The 25912-nt window shown below is 55.6% G+C and carries 18 protein-coding genes and 5 pseudogenes; 11 read left to right on the top strand and 12 right to left on the bottom strand.

The annotated features are described in order from the left end of the window. Window positions 1-136 precede the first annotated feature (136 nt). Window positions 137-1353 (bottom strand): annotated as a pseudogene (mlc, locus tag AU509_RS15120) (sugar metabolism global transcriptional regulator Mlc). A 94-nt stretch (window positions 1354-1447) separates the two neighbouring features. Beyond that, window positions 1448-2386, bottom strand: a complete 939-nt coding sequence (locus tag AU509_RS15115; protein ID WP_085652888.1) for a LysR family transcriptional regulator — start codon at window positions 2384-2386, stop codon at window positions 1448-1450. Window positions 2387-2524: 138 nt separating this feature from the next. Between AU509_RS15115 and AU509_RS15110 the strand changes: the two genes are divergently transcribed. Beyond that, entirely contained in the window at window positions 2525-3769 is a 1245-nt protein-coding gene (locus AU509_RS15110; protein ID WP_085652887.1) for an MFS transporter, read from the top strand. A 103-nt stretch (window positions 3770-3872) separates the two neighbouring features. After that, window positions 3873-4807, top strand: a pseudogene (gene tus, locus AU509_RS15105) (DNA replication terminus site-binding protein). Here tus and fumC read toward each other — a convergent pair. Further along, entirely contained in the window at window positions 4804-6201 is a 1398-nt protein-coding gene (gene fumC / locus AU509_RS15100; RefSeq protein WP_094118729.1) for a class II fumarate hydratase, read from the bottom strand. The pseudogene tus and the gene fumC sit on opposite strands and share 4 nt — an antisense overlap. A 178-nt stretch (window positions 6202-6379) precedes the next feature. On the opposite strand from fumC, the gene manA reads away from it, so the two are divergent. From manA to add, 3 genes are all read left to right on the top strand, one after another. Further along, complete coding sequence (gene manA, locus AU509_RS15095; protein WP_094118728.1) at window positions 6380-7549, top strand: mannose-6-phosphate isomerase; 1170 nt, start codon at window positions 6380-6382, stop codon at window positions 7547-7549. A 69-nt stretch (window positions 7550-7618) separates the two neighbouring features. Beyond that, window positions 7619-9160, top strand: a complete 1542-nt coding sequence (locus AU509_RS15090; protein ID WP_085652883.1) for a YdgA family protein — start codon at window positions 7619-7621, stop codon at window positions 9158-9160. 224 nt (window positions 9161-9384) lie between these two features. Further along, complete coding sequence (gene add / locus AU509_RS15085) at window positions 9385-10398, top strand: adenosine deaminase (RefSeq protein ID WP_085652882.1); 1014 nt, start codon at window positions 9385-9387, stop codon at window positions 10396-10398. A gap of 482 nt (window positions 10399-10880) precedes the next feature. Here the strand turns inward: add and AU509_RS15080 are convergent, their stop codons facing one another. Both AU509_RS15080 and AU509_RS15075 read right to left on the bottom strand, forming a co-directional pair. Then, on the bottom strand, window positions 10881-11870 hold the full coding sequence (locus tag AU509_RS15080) for a bile acid:sodium symporter family protein (protein ID WP_094118727.1): 990 nt from the start codon (window positions 11868-11870) through the stop codon (window positions 10881-10883). 92 nt (window positions 11871-11962) lie between these two features. Continuing rightward, window positions 11963-13012, bottom strand: coding sequence for an oxidoreductase (locus tag AU509_RS15075; RefSeq protein WP_085652880.1), 1050 nt, complete (start codon window positions 13010-13012; stop codon window positions 11963-11965). Window positions 13013-13341: 329 nt separating this feature from the next. Between AU509_RS15075 and AU509_RS15070 the strand changes: the two are divergent. The 5 genes and pseudogenes from AU509_RS15070 (at window position 13342) to nth (ending at window position 19578) form a co-directional block, all read left to right on the top strand. Continuing rightward, window positions 13342-14747 (top strand): annotated as a pseudogene (locus AU509_RS15070) (GH1 family beta-glucosidase). A gap of 518 nt (window positions 14748-15265) precedes the next feature. Then, a complete protein-coding gene (rsxB, locus tag AU509_RS15065; protein ID WP_094118726.1) occupies window positions 15266-15847 on the top strand; it encodes an electron transport complex subunit RsxB in 582 nt (193 codons plus the stop codon). After that, window positions 15840-17774 (top strand): electron transport complex subunit RsxC, encoded by a 1935-nt coding sequence (rsxC, locus tag AU509_RS15060; protein WP_139824062.1) that lies wholly within the window; start codon window positions 15840-15842, stop codon window positions 17772-17774. Before rsxB ends, rsxC begins: the two co-directional genes overlap by 8 nt. Then, window positions 17775-18793: pseudogene (locus AU509_RS15055) on the top strand (RnfABCDGE type electron transport complex subunit D). Window positions 18794-18942: 149 nt separating this feature from the next. Then, complete coding sequence (gene nth / locus AU509_RS15050; protein ID WP_085652875.1) at window positions 18943-19578, top strand: endonuclease III; 636 nt, start codon at window positions 18943-18945, stop codon at window positions 19576-19578. A 57-nt stretch (window positions 19579-19635) separates the two neighbouring features. Here the strand turns inward: nth and cysB are convergent. Beyond that, window positions 19636-20608 (bottom strand): annotated as a pseudogene (gene cysB, locus AU509_RS17855) (HTH-type transcriptional regulator CysB). A gap of 438 nt (window positions 20609-21046) precedes the next feature. Between cysB and AU509_RS15035 the strand changes: the two are divergent. Further along, the gene (locus AU509_RS15035) at window positions 21047-21226 is read left to right on the top strand and encodes a hypothetical protein (protein ID WP_085652873.1); all 180 of its coding nucleotides are present in this window, start codon (window positions 21047-21049) and stop codon (window positions 21224-21226) included. 324 nt (window positions 21227-21550) lie between these two features. Here AU509_RS15035 and AU509_RS15030 read toward each other — a convergent pair whose 3' ends face one another. From AU509_RS15030 to AU509_RS15005, 6 genes are all read right to left on the bottom strand, one after another. Further along, window positions 21551-22540: a type III secretion protein HrpN gene (locus tag AU509_RS15030; protein WP_085652872.1), complete on the bottom strand. Its 990-nt coding sequence runs from the start codon at window positions 22538-22540 to the stop codon at window positions 21551-21553. A gap of 160 nt (window positions 22541-22700) precedes the next feature. Continuing rightward, a complete protein-coding gene (locus AU509_RS15025) occupies window positions 22701-23072 on the bottom strand; it encodes a hypothetical protein (protein ID WP_085652871.1) in 372 nt (123 codons plus the stop codon). Then, window positions 23069-23254 (bottom strand): HrpT family type III secretion system protein, encoded by a 186-nt coding sequence (gene hrpT, locus AU509_RS15020; protein ID WP_094118724.1) that lies wholly within the window; start codon window positions 23252-23254, stop codon window positions 23069-23071. The genes AU509_RS15025 and hrpT overlap by 4 nt, the downstream gene beginning before the upstream one ends. A gap of 18 nt (window positions 23255-23272) precedes the next feature. After that, a complete protein-coding gene (gene sctC, locus AU509_RS15015) occupies window positions 23273-25324 on the bottom strand; it encodes a type III secretion system outer membrane ring subunit SctC (protein ID WP_094118723.1) in 2052 nt (683 codons plus the stop codon). Further along, window positions 25317-25751, bottom strand: a complete 435-nt coding sequence (locus AU509_RS15010; protein ID WP_094118722.1) for a type III secretion system chaperone — start codon at window positions 25749-25751, stop codon at window positions 25317-25319. Before AU509_RS15010 ends, sctC begins: the two co-directional genes overlap by 8 nt. Then, the coding region (locus tag AU509_RS15005) for a serine kinase (RefSeq protein WP_139824061.1) at window positions 25738-25912 on the bottom strand (175 nt) is incomplete at its 5' end. The genes AU509_RS15010 and AU509_RS15005, both read right to left, overlap by 14 nt.

Genomic DNA, 25912 nt, shown 5'->3' with positions numbered 1-25912 from the left:
CCAGGGAAATAAATAAAAATGTAAAATCTAATGTCGAAGTCAAAAGTCTAGGCGATAGCCAGCGCAGCCAGCTTGCGTTAGCTCAATATTTTGCTTTTCAGGAGGGCGAACAAACGAATAGATGCGGATTTTACGATCAGCCTTGCAACAATTTTACCAACAGAGATCCGTTGTATAGCGCATCCTTGACCAGGGCGGCGCCGGGCATGGTGCCCTGATTGTAAAACTCGGTGGCGACCACTTGTAGATTATGACTGTATGCGGGAAGCGACTGTTGGTGGATACACGCCATAATCGCCGGATAGAGAATATCCGCGGCGTGATTCAACGGCGACCCCACCAGAATTTTATCCGGATTGAACAGATTGACCATAATCGCCACGATTCGACCCACGTTATGCCCGACATCCACAATAATATCATTCGCAAGCGGATCACCCCGCAGCGCAGCGTCGCACAAGGCTTCCGCTGTGAGCGGTACGCCGTGCAGCATCGAACTCATGGATTGGGATAGCCGCTGCTGAGCCAACTCCAAAATACTCTCGATACTGGCGACCGTCTCCAGACAGCATGATTGCCGCAGTAGCAGCGTTTACCATAAGGATCGACCTGAGTGTGGCCGATTTCTATCAGATTACGGCTTCCCGCATGTAGGATCTTTCCGCCGGTAATCACCCCCGCGCCCACGTTGTGATCGATAACAATTTGAATCACATTCTGGTAACCCCGCGATGCGCCAAACAACGCTTCCGCCATCGTCCAGGCGCAAATGTCATGCTGCAAATAGACGGGCACGCCAATGCGCTCAGACAAGGCGGGGCCGATCGCCATTTCATGGATATCAAAGAACGGCATACGGTGAATTACGCCGGTGATCGCATCGACGATCCCCGGAGAGGTAATGGCAATAGCCGTTAACCTTTCTAACTGCCGTTGATGACGAATAAAGAATGCATCCACTTCGTGCAGAATGCGGGACAGTAACGGCGTGGGATCCTGGTTGGGCAACGGCAGGATTTCCTCCGTCACCAGCGCGCTGCTGAGGTCACGCAAAGCCAGCGTCATCGTGTGACGACTGATTCGAACCGCCAGATAGTGCCACCCCTCCGTTTCCAGCATCAGACCAACGGCGGGACGCCCCCGGCTGCCGACATCGGGAAATTCGGTTTCATGAACCAGATGCGCTTCCATCAGTTCGCGGACAATTTTGGTGATACTGGCAGGGGCGAGTTGGGCTTTTTTAGAGAGTTCGATGCGGGAAATGGGGCCGAGTTTGTCGATTAGGCGATAGACGGCCCCTGCATTCATCTGCTTAATTTGGTCGATGTGTCCGGGCTGACCGCTGGCAATCACGCTGAAGCGACTCCTGATTTATCATGCGATGTTGTTATTTTTTACACTGCAAAATAAAAAACTGCGGCCATGGTGTCGCTTTTCATAAAAGCCGTCAACTATTTGATTCGTTATGTGATTTGCCGCACATATTTGAGCCGGAGTGGTTCAACATCAGCGAAATCAGCGTCTGTGCAGCCGTGGTGATCGGCCGACGCTGATGCGTCACCAGCCACATCTCGCTGATGGCGTCTTCCTCCTGTAGCGAGAGATATTTGACGCCATCGACCTTGATACGTCTGAATGAGGCGGGCAACAGAGACACCCCAAGTCCGGAGGACACCAAACCCACAATGGTCATCGCCTCTCCCACTTCCTGCGTGATATAGGGTTTTACGCCATAGTTTTTCAGCAGGGTCAGCACTTCGTCATACATCGCCGTTCCCACTTCACGGGCAAAAAATACGAAAGGCTCCTGCGCGAGCTGACGAACGCTGATGCAGCCGTCCGGCGCCATCGCCAGCGGATGTTCCTGATGAACGACGGCCACCAGGGGTTCATGCAGCAATACCTGATGACGCAGCGCGTCGGGCAACGGGTTGTTACGCATCACGCCGATATCCAGCTTGCCGCTCAGCAGCGGTTCGATTTGCTGCTTGGTATTGATCTCCACCATCTGGATGTGAACTTCCGGGAACGACTGGCGAAACTGCAACAGGCTGCGGGAAACGGACTTCACAAACGGCGCCGACGAGGTGAAGCCGATATTTAACTCGCCGATTTCTCCGCGCTGAATGCGTGCGGCGCGATCGGCAGCCTGATTCAGCTGGTTGATAATAGCCCAGGCTTCTTTAAGAAACTGCGCCCCGGCGGGCGTGAGCCGAACCGTACGATTGTTTCGGTCCAGCAGCCGAGCTCCGACCTGCTCTTCCAGTATCTGAATTTGCTGACTTAGCGGCGGTTGAGAGATACGCAGTTTTTCGGCGGCGCGTCCAAAATGCAGCTCTTCCGCAACGGCGATGAAATAACGCAGGTGACGCAGCTCTATATTCATATTTTAAAAGTATCATTCATGATGATTAATATATTATACAAAAGAATCTCGCAGTTCTATGATCCCGGCTCCGTTTACCCTATTGCCCTCTTATCCAGATAAGGATCGATTGTGAGTACCCCGCTGTCTTCACAAGGAATGTCTTCGACCATCACTGATGATGCAGACCCTCTTCCTAAAAGCACCCCTTCGATTTACAAAACACCTTATATTAAACGCGGCACCCCGGCCTTTATGCGGGTCACCTTGGCGCTCTTCTCCGCCGGTCTCGCCACCTTCGCCCTGTTGTACTGCGTTCAGCCTATCCTCCCCATACTTTCTCAAGATTTCGGCATCTCGCCCGCGACCAGTAGCCTTTCGCTGTCCGTATCAACCGTCACTTTGGCCGTCGGACTGCTCTTTACCGGTCCCATCTCCGACAGCGTCGGACGCAAGAACGTCATGGTGGTGTCTTTACTGCTAGCCGCTGTCTGTACGCTGGTTTGCAGCTTTATGTCCACTTGGCAAAGCGTGCTGATCATGCGTGCGCTGCTGGGGCTGTCGCTGAGCGGGGTCGCTGCCGTGGCCATGAGCTACCTGAGCGAGGAGATTCATCCCAGCGTCATCGCCTTTTCCATGGGGCTGTATATCAGCGGGAACTCCATCGGCGGCATGAGCGGACGTCTGATTACCGGGGTGCTGACGGATTTCTTTCCCTGGCGCGTCGCTATTTTCGTGTTGGGGATCGTGGCCTTGTTCGCCGCGCTGGCTTTCTGGCGTATGCTGCCTGAATCGCGCCATTTTCGCGCCGGTTCGCTGAAGCCGAAAACGCTATGGATTAATGCGCGCCTGCACTGGCGTGACGCGGGTTTGCCCCTGTTGTTCGTTGAAGGGTTTCTGCTGATGGGGTCCTTCGTTACCCTGTTCAACTACATCGGATACCGTCTGCTGGGCGCGCCCTATTACATGAATCAGGCTGTCGTCGCTCTGCTGTCTGTCGTCTATTTGACCGGCAGCTACAGCTCGCCGCGCGCGGGCGCCATGACGGCAAAATATGGCCGTGGCCGGGTCCTGGCTGGTTCGGTCTTACTGATGTTGTCCGGCCTGATATTAACGCTGTTCTCACCGCTAGTGCTGGTGTTTGCAGGCATGATGCTGTTCGCGGCGGGCTTCTTCGCCTCGCATTCGGTGGCGAGCAGTTGGATCGGCCAACGCGCGCATCGCGCCAAAGGTCAGGCGTCGTCGATGTACCTGTTCTTCTACTATCTCGGCTCCAGCCTGGCAGGCACCACCGGCGGTTTCTTCTGGTACCAGTTCGGTTGGCCGGGCGTCGTGGGATTCCTGGGGGCACTCCTGCTGCTGGCGTTCTATATCAGCTTCCGTTTAAAAGCCCTGCAACGATAACCCCATCACCGCCCTCCCCTGATGAGCCGACAAGTCAACACCGTTGTCTCATCAGGGGAGTTAGTTTATAACTTATTGCATGTTGTAACTAATAAGGGTTTTTATGGCGGCTTACGATTTGATCGAGCGGATGAATCAGACCTTCATCGAACTGGAGAAGGCATTGGGGAACATGGAGCAGCGATTTGCACAGCTTCCACTCATTGGCGCTCGCGTCTTTACTCTCCCCGAGATAGAGAAAGGCCGAGAGCACGATCCCATCACCCAGATCGAGGTTACGCCTTCAGAAGGCGAAGCCGCACGCCACCTGGCTTTGCAACACTTTCAGCGGCTGTTCATTCATCACTATGCGGAGAACATCAGCAGCAAAGCTGCGATTCGTCTGCCTGGCGCCCTCTGCTTTTCCGTTGATGAGGCACAATTTCTCGAGGCGGAGCAGCATATTAAACATATCAATATGCTGAAAAAAACGCTGGAATACATCGTCACCGTCGAGTCTGGACTCGAACCCGAACAGCGCTTCGACTTCGTGCATACGCATCTGCGCGGCTGATCACGCTAAGTGCCTACCGCACGATCCCGATGATCGTCAATCCGGCCTCAGTCCGTTTCGGCTGGGCCAATAAAAACATCATTAAGAAAGTCACGCGCGACGACATGCTGAAAAAGCTGGAGAAAAGTCTACAGGCGGGCAGATCGCTGGCGCCTTACAGCAAGGAACAATGGGCATCGCTGTTGGAACAAGAAATATCAGATGTAAAACGCCTGCCGGAGCAGGCGTTGCTGAAGATTAAACGACCGGTGAAAGTTCAGCCGATTGCGCGGGTCTGGTACCAGGAGCAGCAGAAACAGGTGCAATACCCCTGCCCTTCGCCGCTGATTGTCCTCTGTCGTCAGACTGACGGCGCACCGTCACCGGTGCTGGGAGAGCTCAATGATTACGATGCCGACAGCATCAAACATAAGCACAAACCTAAAGCGCATCCACTGCGGCTGCTCATCCCCCGCCTTCACCTATATACCGACGACGGCGCTTAGCGTTTCAGGCTGCCGACCATCTCTTCCGGGCGAACCCATTCATCAAACTGCTCGGACGTTAGGTAGCCCAGTTTCAAGGCAGAGGCTTTCAACGTCAGCCCTTCTTTGTGCGCTTTCTTGGCGATTTCAGCGGATTTATCGTAGCCAATATGCGGATTCAACGCGGTCACCAGCATCAGAGAATCGTTTAGCAGCTGTTCGATACGCGGGCGATTCGGTTCAATACCGACGGCGCAGTGTTCATTGAAGCTCTTGATGCCGTCCGCCAGCAACCGTACCGACTGTAGGAAGTTATGAATAATCATCGGGCGATAGACGTTCAGCTCGAAATTGCCGGAAGCGCCGCCAATATTCACCGCGACATCATTGCCCAGGACCTGACAGCACAGCATTGTCATCGCTTCGCACTGCGTCGGATTCACCTTGCCCGGCATGATGGAGCTTCCCGGTTCATTCTCAGGAATACTCAATTCGCCGATGCCACAACGCGGTCCAGATGCCAGCCAGCGCACGTCGTTGGCGATTTTCATTAAGGATGCCGCCAACCCTTTAAGCGCGCCGTGTCCCTGCACCAGCGCATCGCAGGTGCCCAACGCTTCAAACTTGCTGGGCGCGGTGACGAAAGGCAGACCGGTCAAAGACGCCAACTCCGCCGCGACCCGTACCGCATATTCCGGATGTGTGTTCAGGCCCGTACCCACCGCAGTTCCCCCCAGCGCTAGCTCGGATAAGTGAGGAATGGTGTGTTCGATATGTCGCTGACTGTGCTCCAACATCGCTGACCAACCGGAGATCTCCTGCCCCAGCGTCAGCGGCGTCGCATCCTGCAAATGGGTACGACCAATCTTCACCACGTCGTGATACTGCACCGCTTTGGTCGACAGCGTCTGCTGCAGCGTTTTCAGTTCGGGGAGAAGGTGCTCCAGCACCGCGGTCACAGCGGCCACGTGCATCGCCGTCGGGAAAACGTCATTGGAGCTTTGACTCTTATTCACATCGTCATTGGGATGAACCAAACGTTCGTTGCCGCGGCCTCCCCCCAACAGTTCGCTGGCGCGGTTCGCCAGTACTTCGTTCATATTCATATTGCTCTGGGTACCGGAACCGGTCTGCCAGATAGCCAGCGGGAACTCATTGGGGTGTTGTCCCGCGAGTACCTCATTCGCCGCCTTGATGATCGCGTCGCCGCGATCCTTCGGCAATAATCCCAGATCGAGATTCACTTTCGCCGCTGCACGCTTAGTCTGAGCAAGCGCATGGATCAGCGCCTGGGGCATTTTCTCTTCTGAAATGCGAAAATGTTCCAGAGAGCGCTGGGTCTGCGCTCCCCACAGCCTGTTAGCGGGCACATCAACCGGTCCCATAGAGTCTTTCTCAACACGTATATCGGACATGACCTATCTCCTTAGAAGATGCGTTTATTTTCGGATAATTGAGGTACTTGACGTTATGGTATCGTCGCGGATAAAGCATTACCATGATGGGTATCGAGGTTCTGGATCATCACCCGTCCCCTCTGTCTTTAACCCTTAATTCACTACGTGAAATCATCAATAACACTAGGATCCCGTTATGCAGAAATTGCTTAACCGTGTTCAGCATTATGCCTGGGGCAGCCCGAGCGCATTGACCGAGCTGTACGGCATGGAAAATCCCGATAATCGTCCGATGGCGGAGCTGTGGATGGGGGCGCACCCCAGCAGCAGCTCTCAGTTGGTGGACAATCAGGGGCAGCAGGTCAGCCTGCGGGATATCATTACTGCCGACCCGGCGCGGTATCTGGGCCAACGCATCGCCCAGCGTTTCGGCGAGCTGCCGTTCCTGTTTAAAGTGTTATGCGCCGATCAGCCGTTGTCCATTCAGGTGCATCCCAGCAAAAGCGCCGCCGAAGAAGGGTTCGCCAAAGAAAACGCCGCGGGGATTCCCGTCAGCGCGGCGGAGCGCAACTATAAAGATGCCAATCACAAACCCGAGCTGGTCTTCGCGCTCACACCGTTCAGCGCCATTAACGGCTTCCGCAGACTGGAAGAGATCGCCGAGCTGTTACAACCGCTGGCAAGCGCGCATCCGTCTATCGCCGCGTTTTTACAGCAGCCGGATCGCAAAAGCCTGTCGAGACTGTTCGCCAACCTTCTCGAGATGAGCGGAGAGCAGAAAGACACCGCGATCGCGACCCTAAAAGCCGCGCTTAACAGCCGTGACGGCGAACCCTGGGCGACGATTCGCAACATCACCCGATTCTACCCGGACGACAATGGGCTGTTCTCTCCGCTCCTCATGAACGTCGTGACGTTACAGCCGGGAGAAGCGATGTTCCTGACGGCGGAAACCCCGCACGCCTACCTGAATGGCGTCGCGCTGGAAGTGATGGCGAATTCAGACAACGTGCTGCGCGCGGGTCTGACGCCGAAATACATCGATATTCCTGAACTGCTGGCTAACGTGCAGTTCGAGCCCAAACCGGCTGAAACGCTGTTGACTAAGCCCGTCGTCGGCGAGCAGACGCTGACCTTCTCCGTACCGGTTGACGATTTTGCCTTCTCCCTGCACGATCTCTCCGCACAGCCTCAGGTGCTGACTCAGGAGAGCGCTGCTATTCTTTTCTGCGTCAGCGGAGAAGCCACCGTGGAAAAAGCGCAACAGCGGATTACTCTGCAACCGGGAGAGTCCTGCTTTATCGGCGCTGATGAATCTCCCGTGCAAATTCACGGTACGGGTCGCATTGCCCGCGTTTATAACTAGACTTTAAACAGCATGATGCTGACGCCCCGATGAGGGGCGGTACTACACAAGATAAAAAAGGATACAAGCGTGACGAAAAAAACAGTCGTGGCCGCAGGGGTCATCGTTGCTCTAGGCGTAGTTTGGACAGGAGCTTCCTGGTTTACTGGCAAACAGGTCGAAAAGCATATTGGTGAATTCACAGATAACATCAACAGCCAGTTAAAAACCAACTATCCTAACGCCGGACTGAAGGTCAGCTATCGAGATTATCAGCGTGGTCTGTTCAGCAGTCACCTGACGTATGTGCTTCAGTCCGACGGCACCGCCAGCGACCATCAGGTGCTGGACAAGAATCAGGAAGTCGTCTTTAAAGAAACGCTGTATCACGGACCGTTCCCGCTGTCTCAGCTCAAACATCTGAATCTGATCCCGTCGATGGCGTCCGTGCACAGCGAACTGGTGAAAACCGACGCCGTCGCACCGCTGTTCGAACTGACGAAAGACGTGCCGTTTATCAATGCGGAAACACGCGTCACCTACAGTGGCGATACTCACTCCGATATTCGCCTGGCGGCGATTGATTTCCAAAACCCGGAACAGAAACTGAATTTCAGCGGCTCAGACCTGAAGCTGTTCGTCGCACGCGACCTGAGCCAGGCCCACATTTCGGGTAACATCGCCAATCTGGCGACCGAGAAGAAAAACCAGCTGGGTCAGAATGAAGTGCTGACGTTACAGGATCTGGCGCTGGACTCCACCTCTCGTAAAAGCAAGTTCGACATCAATGTCGGTGATGCCAACATCACCCTGAAAAAACTGACGCTGAACGTCGAAAATGAAAATGGGCTAACCATCAATGATGTGAACGTCTCCAGCGAGAACAACGCGGACGACGTCAATTTGTCCGGCAAATTGGGTATTGACGTTGCCTCTGTAGTCTTGCGTGACCAGAACCTGGGTGCGGTGAATCTGAAGGCCAGCTTCGCCGGTGTCGATGGCCACGGATTGAAGCAATTCTCCGACGCCTACCGCGCCAAATTCCAGGCGCTGATGTCCAGTCCGGAACCGATCACCACCGACGAGTACCAACAGCAGATGGCGATGGTCGTGCTGCATAACCTGCCTCAGCTGTTGAAAGGCAATCCGCAGATCCACATCGCGCCGATAACCTGGAAAAACGCCAAAGGACAGAGCGACTTCAATCTGGCCCTGGACTTGACCGATCCGTTGCAGAAAGATCACAACGCCATCACCGGCGTATCCGATGAAGAGGCGCTGATCCGTCAGTCCATCAAAAATGTAGACCTGAAACTCAACCTGCCGCTGAACATGTTGACGGAGCTGTTCGTCCAGACCGGTCCGAAAGTCGAAAATGACAACGACAACGACAAAAAGCAGATTGAAGCCATGGCCCGCCAGCAGGCGCAGCTGATTGCCGGTGTCGGCCAGATGAGCCAACTGACGGTCACCAAAGACAATGCGATCACCAGTTCGCTGCAGTATGCCGACGGCACGGTGACCTTCAACGGTCGCAAATTAACGCTGGCGGAATTTATCGCTCCCTACATTTCCGTTCCTGCACAGGACGCGCCACAAGCCGTCCCTGCGCCTGCGCCTCAGGCTCAGTAATCGATGCACTTTGCAGGCACCTTTCGGGTGCCTGCCCTTTAGCAACGCGCCTCCTGCTTCCTGCTGATTAACGCCCCAACACCCCTCTTTATGGTTTCCCGCGCTTCCGATTCAGTAACCGTTGGACATGAAGTTTTCTGTGAATGAATGGCAATTTGACCGGATTTATTCTTATACTAACGGCTATTTACTGACTTACTGATTTCGTTAATAAAGAGTAAAACATGATTGATCCGCACATCCCCCTAACAGATATCCACCGCCACCTGGATGGTAATATCCGCCCTCAGACCATTCTTGAGTTGGGGCGCCAGTTCAATATCGCTCTGCCGGGGCAGGATCTGGAGTCGCTGCGTCCTCATGTGCAGATCGTCGATAACGAACCAGACCTGCTCAGCTTCCTGAAGAAGCTGGATTGGGGTGTCAACGTTTTGGGTTCTTTGGACGCATGTCGGCGCGTCGCCTACGAAAACGTCGAGGATGCGATTCGCGCCGGACTGGACTACGCCGAGCTGCGTTTCTCCCCCTACTACATGGCTCAGGCTTATCAGCTTCCGCTGGAAGGCGTGGTGGAAGCGGTCATCGACGGCATTCACGCCGGTTGCCGCGACAATGATGACAAGGTCATGATCCGCCTCATGGGGATTATGAGCCGGACGTTCGGGACTCAGGCCTGCCAGCAGGAACTGAGTTCTCTCCTCGCGCACAAAGACAGTATCACCGCGTTGGATTTGGCAGGCGATGAACTGGGGTATCCCGGCGAACTGTTTACCGACCACTTCCGCCAGGCGCGTGATGCCGGCTGGCATATCAGCGTACACGCTGGTGAAGCCGCAGGTGCGGAAAGCATCTGGCAGGCGATCAATCAACTGGGCGCGGAGCGCATCGGCCACGGCGTTGCGGCCATTGTCGATCGTAAGCTGATGGAGTACATGGCTGAACACCAGATTGGCGTGGAGTCCTGCCTGACGTCCAATATTCAGACCAGCACCGTCCACTCTCTGCTCGCCCACCCGCTGGTACATTTCCTGCGCCACGGTATGCTGGCGACGATCAACACCGACGACCCGGCCGTACAGGGGATCGAAATCGAGCACGAGTACACTGTCGCCGCGCCGCAGGCGGGATTGACGCAGGAAGATATTCATCAGGCTCAGGAAAACGGCCTGACCGTCGCCTTCATCGGCGAAGAGGAAAAAGCGCTGTTACGTCAGAAAGCGAAAAATCGCGCGGCGTAATGTTATCTCCCCGCCGCTCATTACAGGCCGGATAGGTCGTGATGGGGGGCGGAGGCGATCTTTCAGCTGTGCCCTATCCTCTGTTTCCTGTCCCCACGCTCCCGTTTTCACCACGCGTTATCCCCTTCTTACAGCGCAGACTAAAACCTGCAAAAAATAGTGCTGTTGGCAGATGAACTGAAAGAATTGCTTCGCGCTGGCGACCATCGATAGAGAAAGATAATGGCTATTTTTTTCTATTTTGATGAACGTATAGCGACGAGACAAATGACATTGAACCCGATGTTTCACGCTTTCCGCGGGAGCCCTTAAATCTTTTAGGCAGTAACTGACGTCCTCCCATCACGTGATCTCAGGCTTTATTCACGGTGCTGGAGCACGATACCGCGCAGTGCGAAAACAGCCTATCGCAAACGCTCTGAATGAAATAACGCCATGAGTTCTCACTCATGGCGTCGTCTCTTCATGATGAGAGCGCGTGATTACTCTTCGGAGCTATCAGCCTCTAACGGGCGTTTGGCATAACGCTGAGCCAGAGTGGCGCACACCATCAGCTGTATCTGGTGGAAGATCATCAGAGGAAGCACCATGGCCCCCACCGCCGCCGCGGGAAACAGGACATTCGCCATCGGAATGCCGTTAGCGAGACTTTTCTTAGAACCGCAGAACACGATAGTGACCTCGTCTGCCTTCGAGAAGCCCAGCTTGCGCGCAGCCATAGTGGTGCACATCAGCACAATCCCCAACAGGACGAACGAACACACCACGATAGATAGCAGAGACCAGCCGTTGATCTGGTGCCAAATACCCTGAACGACCGCCTCGCTGAATGCGACGTAAACCACCAGCAGAATCGATGACCGGTCAGTAATATTAACCAGCTTACGGTGGCGCTGCACCCAGTTTGCGATGAGTGGTCGCGACAAATGACCCAGAACGAATGGCACCATTAGTTGGAGAACGATCGACCCAATCGCATGCAGCGTATCCGTCTGTCCGCCTTGCGTGTGCATCAGCAGTCCAACCAGAATCGGCGACAGAAAGACCCCCAAAATACTGGATGCCGATGCGCTACAAATCGCCGCGGCCACATTCCCTCGCGCCATTGACGTGAAAGCGATGGCGGACTGAACCGTTGCAGGTAAGGCGCAAAGATAGAGAAATCCAAGATAGACGGTCGGCGTGAGTATCTCTGGAACCAAAACGGACATGGCCAACCCTAGCAAAGGGAACAGCACAAACGTGCTGGCGAAGACCACCAAATGCAGACGCCAGTGGCTGATGCCAGCCGCGATAGCTTCTCGAGACAATTTTGCGCCATGCATGAAGAACAGCAGTGCGATGGCCGCGGTCGTCAGGTATTCAAAGAACACCTTCACTTCACCTTCACAGGGAAAAAACGAAGCGGTAATGACCACCAGAACCAGAACTAACAGAAATTTATCAATTTTTAACCGTTGCAACCATCCCATAACGAAACGACACCCTCTCTATAAACAATACAGGCGATCATGAGATCGCCTGTGAGATAGAGAGTTAATATGTGGAATAAATACCCACAACGCTAGCTATTTTTTAACGTCACCGCGGATTTTTTCTGATTAGAAATGAGTCCGAGTTCAATCAACTCCATCACTTTAATCGCCTGAGTGACCGGAACCGGATTCTCACCCTGACCATTCAACGCATCACGCACGGCGGCATAGTAGGCCGTGTAATTACCGGGGATCGTCGTCACCGCTTCCTCCACGGTCGCGCCTTCCCGATTCATCGTCAGCACGCCATCGCGTTCATCGTGCCCCCACAGAGTATCGTCATCCGGCAAGTGTCCCGCCTTGAGTTTCGTCTCCTGAGGGTCGATGCCATATTTCACGTAACTGCCGTGGCAGCCGTGAACGATATAACGCGCGGTCTCAGCAACGGCCAGCAACGTCCCGTGCAACACAACGCGGCGCTGCGGATAAATCAACGTGGCATGGAAGTAGTCGGCGGATTTCCCTCCCGGACGCAGCTGCGCAAGGTCCGCATGGATGGCGACCGGCGCGCCGAACAGCTGTAACGCCTGATCGATAAGGTGAGGCCCCAGGTCATACCAAATACCGCTGCCCTCACTGCCGTCTTCACGCCAACGTTCACGAATTTCGGGACGATAGCGATCCATATGGGATTCCATATACACCACGTCGCCCAGTACGCCGGTTTGCACCAAATGTTTGAGGGTCAGGAAATCGCTGTCCCAACGGCGGTTGTGAAAGACGGAAAGCACTTTGCCCATATGGACGGCAACCTGATGCAGCTCGAAAGCCTGAGACAACGTGACCGTGAACGGTTTATCCACTACGACATGCTTTCCAGCTTCCAGCGCGCGTTTAGCCAGCGGGAAATGCGTATCGTTAGGCGTGGGGATCACGATGAGATCGATTTCGGGGTCGTCAAACAACACTTCAGGTTTCTCGGCTACCCGCACAGACGGCCAATCTGCATGCACGTTTTCTGGATGTCGACTCGACACCGCCACCAGCGTCATTCCAGGCGTCGCAGCAATCAGCGGCGCGTGAAACGTCTTGCTCGCATAGCCATACCCCAACAATCCGACACGAATGGTATCTGCCATAAATCATTCCCCTAGCCTGTGCGACAGGCTTTCCCGTTGTGATGGAGCGCCCAGTATATCACCGCGAGCTTTCCAGATTTATCGGATAACGTCATCAAAATGCCGTGCTCACCCTGACGCTTCTCCGACCACAATCGGCGGAAAGCCTGTATCTAAAAATTACGTAGCTTCATCGACGACGGGCTATGCAGACCTATGACGAATCAATGTGAGTGTGATCACAAATCCATCCGCAAAAAGAAACCGGTTTCAGAAACCGGTTGCAACTAATAATTTAACCCGCCTACACTCACTTATCGTTGGTTACTGCCACCCAAGAGCGAGGTTTTATGTCTAGATTTCCGAAAGATTTCCTGTGGGGCGCTGCGACCGCAGCCTATCAGGTTGAAGGCGCGCACGACGCCGAGGGCAAAGGCCCGTCGATTTGGGATACGTTTTCTCACCTGCCGGGCACCACCTATAAAGGCACCAACGGCGACGTCGCGTCGATCACTACCACCGTTTCCGTGAAGATGTTGCGTTGATGGCGGAGCTGGGCTTAAAAAGCTACCGTTTCTCTATCTCCTGGCCACGCCTGCTCCCCGAAGGTCGCGGCGAGATTAATGAAGCCGGCGTCCAGTTTTACAGTGCGTTGATCGACTCGCTGCTGGAGCACAACATCGAGCCTATGATCACCTTGTACCACTGGGATCTGCCGCAGGCGCTGCAAGATCAGGGCGGCTGGGAATCCCGTCAGACCATTGATGCTTTTGAAGAGTACGCCCGCCTTTGCTACCAGCGCTATGGCGACCGCGTCAAGCTATGGTCAACCTTTAACGAAACCCTCTGCTTTATCGGCTTTGGCTACATCACGGGCGCGCATCCCCCGGGTATTCGCAATCCCACCCGCGCCCTGCAAGCATGTCACCATGTTTTCATCGCGCATGCGCGCGCCGTGGCCGCTTTCCGTCAGTCCAGCATTGTCGGTAAGATCGGCTTCGTCAACGTGCTGCAAACGAATACCCCGCTCGATGACACACCGGAAAACGTAGCGGCCTGCCAGTTGGCGGACGGGATTTTTACCCACTGGTTATACGATCCAGTGTTGCGAGGAGAGTATCCGATAGAGTTGCTGCATCTGGCCCAATCGAGCCTCGGCGCGCCGGTATTTGAACCCGGCGATGAAGCGCTGCTGCACGACAATGTCTGCGACTTTATTGGCCTGAACTATTACAAACGGGAAACAGTGGCGGCGAATCACGGCGAGTCACGTCTGCAAATCAATACAACGGGCGAGAAAGGCAGCGCGCACCAGACCGGAAACGAGTTTGGTTTTAAAAATCTGTTCAAATTCGTGCGTAATCCGAACGGGGTGTATACCGACTGGGACTGGGAGATCTACCCGCAGGGCCTGACGGAAGGCATTCTGCAGATTAAAGAGCGCTACGGTGATATTCCGATTTACATCACTGAGAACGGTTTGGGCGCTAAAGACCCCATCATTAACGGTGAAGTGGTGGATGACGATCGCATCGACTACCTGCGTCAACATATTGACGCCGTCGCAGACGCTATCGTCCAAGGCGCCGATGTACGTGGTTATTACCCTTGGTCATTTATCGATTTACTGAGCTGGCTGAACGGCTTCCAAAAACAGTATGGCTTTGTGTATGTCGACCACCAGCGTCAGTTAGCACGCCAGCGTAAAAAGAGCTTCTTCTGGTATCAACAGCTGATCCGTAACAACGGAGAGTAAATAGCGCTCAAACCTAAATGCCCCGTGAAGTCGCGGGGCGTTTCACTTTCGCTCTTTGTATTGGGCTGGGTTAAGAAACAAAGTGCATCGCACGGTATGTTCGCCGTTAACCCTGCCCCGCATCCGGCAGGGGGATTCACCGAAATCGGGCGTATCAAATCAAAAGTCGTGTTCTGGCAGACCAAAAATAACCGCCGTTCGAATACAGCGCCAGTCTTTGTCATGGTGCCGCTTGCCGCACCCTTTTCATCAATCTCCCCCTCCGTTAAGCCCGTCGTGTCTGCTGTTTCACGGAAACGGCGCTTTTCACTCGCCGATAGGTGACCACAACTTAATCGTTCAGTCTCCGGCAGGTCAGGATGGTAGGCGTTCAGGTTGTCGAAGCAAGGACAATGCCGGATAATACGTCGGTTTTATTTTGTAAGTACTGTAATGAGCGAATACCCGCGGCTACCGGTTGGCGCCTTTTTGGCGAACGTGTCGGCTCTTACGGGCTTTACCCGACTGGTGAAATGGTGATGATGAATTTTTGGATGACGATAGCCGTACTCGTCGCGCTGACGCTGACGGCCAGTCTGATGCTCGGCTACGCCTCACGCCGACGTTCTCTGCGACAGACTCCCCCCTCCGTTGAACAGCTGGAAGATCTGCTCCCGCAAACACAGTGCCGCCAATGCGGTTATGCTGGCTGCCGCCCTTATGCAGAAGCCATGATCCAAAACGGCGAACAGATTAATAAATGCGTACCGGGAGGCGAGCCACTGATGCACAAACTGGCTCAGCAGATGAACGTTGAGCCACAGCCTTTACCGGATGACGCGATGCCGGGCAAACCGGAAAGACAGGTCGCGCGGATTGATGAGAGCCGCTGCATCGGCTGCACCAAATGTATTCAAGCCTGTCCGGTTGACGCCATCGTCGGCGCCGCACGCGCTATGCACACCGTCGTCAGCGATCTATGTACCGGCTGCAATTTATGTGTTTCACCCTGCCCAACCGACTGCATTACGCTGGACCCGATTCCCCCCGGCCCCGACAGCTGGAACTGGGATCTGAACGCGATCCCAGTACGCGTTTTACAGGGGGGACATCATGTTTAATGTGCTGACTGCCTTCGGGAAAAATCGGATTTGGCCCATGAAGGGCGGCGTTCGCCCGCCGCAAATGAAATCGTCGTCGAATCAAATCCCCTTACGTCGTCTGCCGCTGCCTGACCGCCTGATCGTGCCGCTCACCTCCCATCTGGGATCGGACAGCGATCTGTGCGTGCAGGTTGGCGAACAGGTTTTGCGAGGCCAGCCGCTGACACGCAGTCTCGGCCCAACGGTGCCGGTCCATGCTCCCACCTCCGGGACAATACAGGCGGTTCGCTACCACGCCGCCACACATCCTTCCGGGCTTCCCGAACTGAGCCTGATCCTGAAACCGGATGGCGACGATCGCTGGGCGGAGCGTCGTCCTTTACCAGACTATCGGCAGCTCACGCCGCAAACACTGCGCGATCATCTGCATCAGGCGGGGATCGCAGGGCTCGGCAGCATCGGATTTGCCACGGCGTCACCCTGGCCGGATGCGCCGGGTAACATCGATACGCTCATCATCAACGCCGCAGAATCGGAACCTTACCTCACCGCCGATGACCGCTTGATGCAAGAGTGTGCGGCGGAGCTGGCCGTGGGTATCGACATCTTGGATCATCTCTACGCGCCTCAGCGAATTTTGGTGGGTATCGAAGACAATAAGCCACAGGCGATTGCCGCACTGAAACAGGCGCTGCACGCCTCGCCGCACATACATATCCGGGTGATCCCGACCCGTTATCCGTCCAGCGAGGTCGCCATGCTGACACGGATACTCACCGGGAAAACCATTCCCCAGGGTCAACCCATCACCCGCCTCGGCGTTGCTGTGCAGAATATCAGTACCCTCTATGCGGTGAAACGCGCGGTGATTGACGGCGAACCGTTGACAGAACGTGTGGTGACGGTCGCGGGTCAGGCCCTTCAACAGCCCGGCAACGTATGGGCTCTGCTTGGTACGCCGGTACGCTACCTTCTGCGTCAGGCAGGCTACCGCGTCACCAGCGGACAGCCGATGGTCATCGTGGGCGGTCCCATGACAGGGTTCACGCTGCCGGAGCTGGATGTCCCGATCATCCCAGCCAGCAGTGCGATATTGGCACCCTCACGGGATGAAATTCAGCCTGAGGCGGAGGAGCAGGCCTGCATCCGCTGCGGCGAATGCGCCGATGCCTGCCCGACGAGCCTTCTGCCGCAACAGCTGTTTAAATTCATTCGTGACGACAACCATGAACAGGCGAGCCAGCACGCGTTGTCCGCCTGTATCGAATGCGGCGCCTGCGCTTACGTCTGCCCCAGCCAGATTCCACTGGTGCAATACTTTCGCCAGTCAAAAGCCGAAATTCGGTCGTGGGAACAGCAAGCCCAACGTGCCGCCGACGCCAAAGCGCGTTTTGTGGCGAAAAAAGCCCGGTTGGAACGTGAGAAATTAGCGCGGGAACAACGCCATCAGCACGCGACAACGAGCGTCGTGTCTGCACCTAAAACGACCGCTGTACCTGCCGCGAATGCTACGCCTGCGATAGACACAACCTCTGTCACCTCCGGCAAACCCGGCGCTGCCGTCACGGCGGCCATTGAACGGGCTAAGGCGCTTCAGGCGGAAGCCATGATGACGCAACAACCCGCAGCAGTTGCTGCCCCTCCGTCCGCAGTACCTGACGATGCCACGCAGCCTCGTCAGTCAGAACACGATCCGCGTAAAGCCGCCGTAGCCGCCGCTATCGCTCGCGTCAAAGCGCGTAAAGCAGCGCAGCAGCAGACGTTTTTACCTGACGCCTCTCCGATCGACGTCGCGAATGCCGATACGCCAGCGACGCATAATGCCGAGTCAGAACATGACCCGCGCAAAGCCGCCGTGGCCGCCGCTATCGCCCGCGTCAAAGCGCGTAAAGCGGCGCAGGCGTTACAGGGATCTCAGACAGAACCACAGCCTCACGAGGAATAAATGGCTTTTAGAATTGCGAGCGCGCCGTTGGTGCATCAACGGCAGACGACGTCCGGCATCATGCGATGGGTGATCCTGGCCTGCGTTCCGGGTATTGCCCTACAGAGTTATTTTTTTGGCTACGGCAATCTCCTGCAGATACTCCTGGCGATGATAACTGCGCGTGTGGTTGAAACCGTGACATTGTCACTTAAAAGACATCCCATCGCGGCAACGTCCAAAGACAATTCGGGACTTTTAACCGCGGTACTGATCGGCATCATCCTACCACCGCTGGCACCCTGGTGGTGGGCCGTCCTTGCCACGGCGGTAGCGTCAGCGTCAAACAGCTCTCCGGCGGTTTGGGGCATAATCGCTTTAACCCCGCCATGGCGGGCTATGCCCTACTGATGCTGGCATTTCCTAACTCGCTCATTCACGGTCATGCGCCGAATGAACCGCAAGATATCCTCAGCGCGCTCCAGACCCTCTATACTCATCATCACGCGTTGATCCCGTCAGTATTCACCCTGCCGCATCCTGTCGGGTACAATCCCCAGGCCGACGCACTCTCGGCGAGAGAAACCCTCGCCGCCCAGTTCGGCCCCACCGCCTTCAACTTTTTCTCCGCACCCATGCAGGGCGTATGGATTAATCTGGCCTTCATGGCTGGCGGCCTGTTATTGCTAGCACGGGGTATTATTCGCTGGCAGATTCCCGTCAGTTTTTTGCTGGCGCTATCGCTTTGCGCCCTGGTTGGCCGACAGCTTCAGCCGGACGTCTGCGCCCAGCTGTCGCTGCATCTTTTCTCTGAATTTACGCTGCTGGCCGCTTTTTTCATCGTCACCGACCCCGTGACTTCGGCGACGACCAGGAAGGGACGCATCCTGTTTGGCGCGCTGACCGGCGTGTTGGTGTGGGCTATCCGAACCTATGGGGGATATCCGGAAGGGATAGCCCTTGCTGTACTAGTGGCGAATCTGGCCGTTCCACTGATAGATCGCCTAACGCAACCACGAATATCGGCGCATTTCCGTTGAACGTGATAATGCTGGGGCTAAACGACAAGCTTGCCGTCAGGCATATCGTCGTGGAGACGGCGTTCTCTCGGCGGTTCAATAAGGTTTTCCTGGGCAATCCCCAGTACACATGCCATTTCGGTCTCTAAATAAGGCTCGACTGCATCATCATGAATAAAGAAAAACGACTGGCCATACTGACGCGATTACGGGACAACAATCCGGAACCAAGAACGGAGCTTCACTACACCTCCCCCTTTGAGCTGTTGATCGCCGTGCTGCTCTCAGCGCAGGCGACCGATGTCAGCGTCAATAAAGCGACCGCCAAGCTGTATCCGGTCGCCAATACGCCGGAAGCCATGCTGGCGCTGGGTGTGGATGGCGTGAAAAGTTATATCAAGACGATTGGATTGTTTAACAGCAAGGCGGAGAACGTGATCAAAACCTGCCGGATGCTGATTGAACATCATCAGGGACAGGTGCCTGAAGATCGGGCCGCGTTGGAAGCGCTCCCCGGCGTCGGCAGAAAGACGGCGAATGTCGTGCTGAATACGGCATTTGGCTGGCCGACTATCGCCGTCGACACGCATATTTTCCGCGTCAGCAACCGTACCGGTTTTGCGCCCGGAAAAACGGTGGAGCAAGTAGAGGAGAAACTGCTGAAAGTGGTGCCAGCGGAATTTAAAGTAGACTGCCACCACTGGCTGATCCTGCACGGACGTTATACCTGTATCGCCCGCAAGCCGCGCTGTGGTTCGTGCTTAATCGAAGATCTCTGCGAGTTTAAAGACAAGGTCGACGTCTAAGGGATTATCGTGACGGCCAAAGCTTAAAATGCTTTGGCCGTCACGAATAACGCGCGATTATTTGACGGGCAGCACCACGTCTTTAAACATCGCTTCGATCTCTTCATTCGACCGCAGCGCGATAGCGGTATCCACGACATCACGCGTCAAATGAGGGGCAAAGCGCTGAATGAAGTCGTACATGTAGCTGCGCAGGAATGTACTGCGTCGAAAGCCGATTTTCGTGGTGCTGTAGCTGAAGATGTCGTCGGCATTGAGCTTGACCAGATCAGGATCCGCCTGCGGATCGATCGCCATATTCGCGATAACCCCCACCCCTAAACCCAACCGGACATAGGTTTGATGACGTCGGCATCGGTGGCGGTGAATACGATCCTCGGCGACAGACCTGCGCGGTTAAACGCCGTATCCAACTCGGAACGTCCCGTAAATCCGAAGGTGTACGTCACAATCGGATAGGCCGCCAGCTCTTCAATGGTGATATTGGTCTTCGACGCCAGCGGATGATCGGGCTTGACCACCACGGCGCGGTTCCAGTGATAGCAAGGCAACATGATCAGATCTTCATACAAATGCAGCGCTTCAGTGGCGATGGCGAAGTCAGCCGAACCCTTCGCCACCGCTTCCGCGATTTGCGTGGGCGAGCTTGATGCATATGTAAAGACACGCGCGGATAGCGATCGATGAAGCCTTTGATCACCTCTGGCAACGCGTAACGGGCCTGCGTATGCGTTGTGGCGATATACAGCGATCCCTTATCCGGATAGGTATGCTCACCGGCGACCGCTTTGATGGCTTCGACCTTGGACAGCACCTCGCGGGCAATACGAATAATCTCCTGCCCGGCAGGTGTCACCTGTGTTAAATGCTTACCGCTGCGTGCAAAAATCTGAATCCCAAGCTCATCTTCCAGCATCCGGACCTGTTTACTGATACCCGGCTGGGAGGTGTAAAGGCCTTCCGCTGTAGAGGAGACGTTCAGGTTGTGATTAACAACTTCAACAATATAACGAAGCTGTTGCAATTTCATAATTTATCCCATTCTAAATTGAATAGTGCGCACGACATCTTATGTTTGGACGCTTATTGCAATGACAGACTAGTACATCAACTACAACGGCATAAATCCCTGCCATATAAATGCAATTTAATCATAAGCACATTTTTTATATAACTTATTTTTTACTTTGTTCGGAAAAAGTCGACTTAATCAACGCAATTTTACCTTATGCCATGTTTCCCGGCTTCACGTAGATTACGCACCGCCCTCTCAAATCCCAAAAAAACCGACGTTTTCTTGACCTCGCACAGTTTTTGGCGTGCTTGAAAAGAGGTCCGGACCGTGTTTTACCTCCGGTTTGGTGAGGAAAAGCCGTCTGGGAAAGAAGAAACGACGTCAAGCGAGGAGACATTACCGTGAGGCTTTTGTAAAATGTTAACGCCACGTAAACAAATTAACGAATAACCGATGAAAAAATATAAACGATTCCGTCGAATCGCCCTCATTCTATTGCTGTTGCTGATCTATTTTAATCGCGACACTCTCAATCCATTTAAACCCGACTGTTCAGCAAAAAATCCGCAGGCTTCTCAGTTAGAGGCCTGTAAAAAACCAATCAAGGAAGTCGCGCCGGGGTTTGAAATATAGCGCTCATCGTGGTCAGGGCGAGATACGCTGAATAGAGATAGGCGATCCTTAGCCGCGGCTCCTCAGGAACAAATACCTGTTTTCAGCCTAAATCGCGCGGGATATCGATGGCGCGTCAAAGAATTAGACGCTGGGCGAATGCCGAATGAAACACCCCGGCAGCGCCGGGGTGAAGAACTGCCTTGCCTGAGGAACTCTCTCGCCGCGACATGCCATTGCCCTCAATTCCCGTATCGCCGAGCATTTATCTTTGTCTCGATCACTACACAGCGACGTGATATTGGAACAACCACATGTCCGGTGCTGACGCGTACCCGAGAGCGGTTAGGCGGCCAGCTTCGCCAGTGAGAGATTCGTGATCTTCTCTCCGGCGACCGCCGCATCGATACCCAACAGAGAACCGCCCGCGCCGCGCAGGTTCAGATTGCTGTTGCCGCTATCACCTCCCAGCGCGCTTTTCACCATGCCAACGGCCTGTTTAAATTTATCCATACTTTCACTGGTCATCCCGTCGTCGTCCGGCTTGCTCAACGCCTGCGCCCAGCTTTTGTCGTCTTGTACCGGCGACGACGCGTTATCTTTCTGGTACTCCGGCTTGCCAAAAATTTCAGGATATTGATCCATCAATTGCCCGATGACCTTGGCCGTGCCGCGATCCTCTTTGTTAACAAAGTTGCGATCTACGCCATCCCGATGGGTATCGATATTATTCAGCGCCTGCAAACCTGCGCTTTTACCCACGCCGGAACCGACGGCGTTGCCGAGCTGGTTGAAATCCGAGGTACTGCTCAGCCCCTGAAGACCATTCCCCCCCAGAGAGAGCGATGACGACGTATTTGCGCTGCCGCCTGAGTTATTCCCCAGCAACAACGTCAGCGCATCTTTAACGCCTTGGCTATAGGCGTCTCTGTTGCCTTCGGTTGCCTGACTGTCGCTCAGCAGCGATCCGCTATTGCTGCCGGACTGGCTCAGGGAGTTAACCGTATCGCTACCGAGCAGGTTCTCCAGCGCCTTGGAAAACAGCTTATCGATGGCATCAGAATCCTGAGTATCGACGGTTGACTGCGCGCCTTTCGTCCCTGTGCCGCTGTTCTGTGAACCGCTCTGCGTCGTGGCTGACTGCCCTTGGTTGGCAAACATCAGAGATGTCAGCAGGTCGGTCAGTTTATCAATAATGCTACTCAGCTGGTCGGCGCTGGCACTGCTACTGCCCTGCGTTCCCGTTCCGCCGGACAGAGACTGATAGCCTTCAACACCCGAGGCTTGAGATCCGAAATCCGCGCCGGGAGTGCTCTTGATTGAGATTTGAATCATGCTGTTTCCTTATCCATTTGATGAGTCGTGGCGATGTCCTGCTATGACGTACGCAACGTCGCGTCATAACGCCAGTACCTGCGGCGAACGCCTGTCCGGTACTGCTAAGTGAGTGACTTCAGCCGTGGAACAGTTCCTTGCCGTGATGATTTCATCGCGATCAATCCGCTCGTTCCATTTCTCTCCACTCCACGCCCGCCAGTTGAAACAGCGCACGCACCACCTGCGGATACTCCACCGCCGGTTGCCAAAGCTGCCATCCAATCGTCAGCACGTTGGTTTCCCGCAGGAAGATGTGCGCACCTTCGGTTTCGGCATCCCGGTCATAGCGACGCCCCAAAATCTGCCGTAACTGCCCGGGGTATTGCCTGCCCGGCTGGATCGAAAGCTCCAGCGCCCAGCCCCCACTCTCGCCATATTGAAAACGCAGTTCTATACCGGACTGCGGCTGCCAGCGAGTAGGCTGCTGGCGGTTCATCGCGGCGATAAACGCCGCACCGCTCTCAACGTCGGTTATCGTGCTGTCGGTCATGGCAGAGTGACCTGGGTAGAATCGGCCACGCCGGTTCGCAGGTCTGGCTGCCACCAAATCACCAACTGATGGTCATCGGGCTGCGGACGGCAGGACACGTCCGCACACCGCGCCGGCGGCGTTTTGGTCGCACAGGCACTCAGCAACAGCGCAAAGCACAACAAGAACAGCTTGTAATACATGCTTTTCTCCTTAAAGCATCAAGGTTGAATCAGAGAAGGACGCGTCGGCGCGGCTAGACGGGCAGGCAGCAGCGCCAGATAGACTTCCGTCGACTGTCCCGGCGCCAGCGTGGTTCTTGGCCAGGCGGCAACGGCCAGCGTGCGACGACCGCCGCAGATCGCCTCGTCAAAACGCAGTGGCTGACGTCCGCGATTTTTCACCACGCCCACCGTCAGCGCGACCACCTCATTGCTGTACCACTGGTGCCGTCCACTCTCGTAGACCAGCCCGCGCGCACTTTGGCAGACCTCATTGAGCCGACTACCGGCGCTATCGACATGGAATCCGGCGGGCGTCTGGCCGCTGGCCAGATCGCGCAGCGCGTTCTCCACCATGCCGTAGAGATCGGTTTTGCTGTTGCGTTTCGTGACGCGGCCCATCGCTTCCTGTAGCTGGCGGCGGTTATCCTGAGACACGTAGCGTGTCGGATCGTTTTGATCGCCGATGAGATGCGGCGTGAGGATAAACAGCCGCTCGCGTCGGGACACCTCATGTCGCCGGGAGGTGAACAGCTTGCCGATCCACGGGATGTCGCCCAACAGCGGGATGCGCCGGTCCCGGTCGCCGCTCTCCTCAACGTGAAAGCCGCCCAGCACCAGCGCGCGATTTTCGCCAATCAGCGCCTGTGTACTGACCGTTCCGCGCTTCACCCCCGCGGCATTGCCTTCCGCGTTGGTCTCCAACTGACCGTCCTCGATATCGATTACCAGTTGGATACTGCTCTGATCGCCTTTACCGATGACCCGCGGCGTCACCTGCAGGCTGGTGCCCGCCGTGACCGGTTGAATATCGGCCACCCGTTCGCCGGTCGCGGTAATGAATGCGGTACGGCTGAAGTCCACGACCGCGGGCTGATTTTCGAGCGTCAGCACTGATGGGTTCCCCACGATAGACGCCGTGCCTTCCCCCTCAAGCGCCTGAATGTCGGCAAAGAACCGTTTAAAATCGCTGACGAACAGCGTACTGGAGCCGGACATTAAGCTCGCGCCGCCGGTTACAGACCCCAGTTTTCCCTGCCAATTGGCTTCCAGCCGCGATAGCGCCGTGCGGTCGACGTCGAGAATCACCGCATCGATATTGACCAGATTTTGTGGCACATCGATGCTGTCGATGAGCTGCTGATACTCGGCGCGCCGTTTCTCGTCATCCCTGACCAGCAACGCGTTATTACGCACGTCGGCAGACACCTTGCCTTCCAGCGTCGATTTACCGTCACGACTGCGGGGAGGCGTGCGCGTGGCCCAGCGCGTCAGCATGTTGCGGGCCTCGCCCTCCAGCGCTTTGTTGGCATCACCGGCCTCCGATCCGCCGCCCGCGGCGGCATTGGTGCCGCTGGTGGCAGCCGTGGCGCCGACGGGCGGATAACGATGACCATCCATCAACTCGTTCAGGATGGTGGCGACGCCCGGGATCACCAGCGTCTGGTCACGATAGTGGATAGTGCGGTCAGACACAGCGGCGAAGCGTAGGGGAAAATTCATCACCTTGTGGCGCTCCTCCCGACTTTCGCGCTTACGGGCGAAGCTGCTGACCAGATTGACGTACTCCTGTGGCCCCGTGACCAGCACCACACCCTCCTCCGGCAGCTCCCCCCAGCCGAAGTGCGGATCGAGCAGGCCGATACCGGTCAGCGCCTGTTTGAGATCCGGCGCGGCCTCCGGCGAGATCTCCAGACTCACCGACGTCTGTTCATCCTGTGGGCTGACATACAGCGTGTTGCTGTACACAAACCACTGAAAATGATGTTCCAGCGCCAGCCGGTCGATAAAAGCCACCGGACTGTCCGCCCGAATTTTACCGTTGACCGCGTTATCCGGGATCTGACCGAGCCGCAGTTCAACGCCGTGACTGTCGGCAAAATCCTGTAAAACCTGCGGTAACGGCGTGTTGTCCGCCGAATAGGCGTAAGCGCCCTTGTTCCAGGCTGACGGCGTCGCGGCATGCGTTATCGGCATCATCCCAATCAACACCAGCGACCAGCAAAACAGGCGATAAAAGGTGAATAACAATGAGTAGATCAGGTTACGCATGCCAATCTCCTTGCGACCAGGCCAGCGTGTGGAGGTTAGTGACCGGGAGGGCGCTACTGCGTCGTGACGGCAGCAACAGGCCCTGCCATGCATCCCGCTGATTCACCAGCATTTCCAGCGTGCGGCAGAGCGCCTGCGCTTCATCCGGCGCGTGCCGCATCAGCAGCCAAAGCTGTTTATCCTCTTTGGCGTAGGCCAGCGCGGCCGCCTGCAAACCAAAGCGCAGCACCGAGGCGGATGAGCACACCAGCGCCTGCTGCAGTAAGGCATCATTCACCTCGATCGCCGTCGTCAACCGCGCAGAACAACCGATGCCGCGCGGGTAGCGGGTCAGCACTACCGGGCCGCCGTCAATAGCCAGCGTTAACGGGCCGCCCAAGCGGTTTAACCAGTGTTCGAGGAGGTAAATGAGCTCAGTTGAAGTCATTGATGATGGCCTTGGCCAGACCGTGCTTAACGCTCAGCAGCTGTCCGGTCGCCCAGTTGGCGTTTGCGTAGTCCATACTGGCTTCGAAAAAGGCATGGCTGTCCGCCATGTTGGCCCCTCCTTCCGCGACATCCAACGCCATCGCATCCAACTGAGACTGC

The sequence above is a fragment of the Lonsdalea britannica genome (assembly GCF_002111595.1).
Lineage (GTDB): Bacteria > Pseudomonadota > Gammaproteobacteria > Enterobacterales > Enterobacteriaceae > Lonsdalea > Lonsdalea britannica.
This window is presented reverse-complemented; position numbering and strand designations above follow the sequence as displayed.

What these genes read in the sequence shown, in the direction of transcription:
- AU509_RS15115 (WP_085652888.1), bottom strand. Translation starts at nt 2,386, where the DNA reads ATGAATATAGAGCTGCGTCACCTGCGTTATTTCATCGCCGTTGCGGAA.
- AU509_RS15110 (WP_085652887.1), top strand. Translation starts at nt 2,525, where the DNA reads ATGTCTTCGACCATCACTGATGATGCAGACCCTCTTCCTAAAAGCACC.
- fumC (WP_094118729.1), bottom strand. Translation starts at nt 6,201, where the DNA reads ATGTCCGATATACGTGTTGAGAAAGACTCTATGGGACCGGTTGATGTG.
- manA (WP_094118728.1), top strand. Translation starts at nt 6,380, where the DNA reads ATGCAGAAATTGCTTAACCGTGTTCAGCATTATGCCTGGGGCAGCCCG.
- add (WP_085652882.1), top strand. Translation starts at nt 9,385, where the DNA reads ATGATTGATCCGCACATCCCCCTAACAGATATCCACCGCCACCTGGAT.
- AU509_RS15080 (WP_094118727.1), bottom strand. Translation starts at nt 11,870, where the DNA reads ATGGGATGGTTGCAACGGTTAAAAATTGATAAATTTCTGTTAGTTCTG.
- AU509_RS15075 (WP_085652880.1), bottom strand. Translation starts at nt 13,012, where the DNA reads ATGGCAGATACCATTCGTGTCGGATTGTTGGGGTATGGCTATGCGAGC.
- rsxB (WP_094118726.1), top strand. Translation starts at nt 15,266, where the DNA reads ATGATGAATTTTTGGATGACGATAGCCGTACTCGTCGCGCTGACGCTG.
- rsxC (WP_139824062.1), top strand. Translation starts at nt 15,840, where the DNA reads ATGTTTAATGTGCTGACTGCCTTCGGGAAAAATCGGATTTGGCCCATG.
- nth (WP_085652875.1), top strand. Translation starts at nt 18,943, where the DNA reads ATGAATAAAGAAAAACGACTGGCCATACTGACGCGATTACGGGACAAC.
- AU509_RS15035 (WP_085652873.1), top strand. Translation starts at nt 21,047, where the DNA reads ATGAAAAAATATAAACGATTCCGTCGAATCGCCCTCATTCTATTGCTG.
- AU509_RS15030 (WP_085652872.1), bottom strand. Translation starts at nt 22,540, where the DNA reads ATGATTCAAATCTCAATCAAGAGCACTCCCGGCGCGGATTTCGGATCT.
- AU509_RS15025 (WP_085652871.1), bottom strand. Translation starts at nt 23,072, where the DNA reads ATGACCGACAGCACGATAACCGACGTTGAGAGCGGTGCGGCGTTTATC.
- hrpT (WP_094118724.1), bottom strand. Translation starts at nt 23,254, where the DNA reads ATGTATTACAAGCTGTTCTTGTTGTGCTTTGCGCTGTTGCTGAGTGCC.
- sctC (WP_094118723.1), bottom strand. Translation starts at nt 25,324, where the DNA reads ATGCGTAACCTGATCTACTCATTGTTATTCACCTTTTATCGCCTGTTT.
- AU509_RS15010 (WP_094118722.1), bottom strand. Translation starts at nt 25,751, where the DNA reads ATGACTTCAACTGAGCTCATTTACCTCCTCGAACACTGGTTAAACCGC.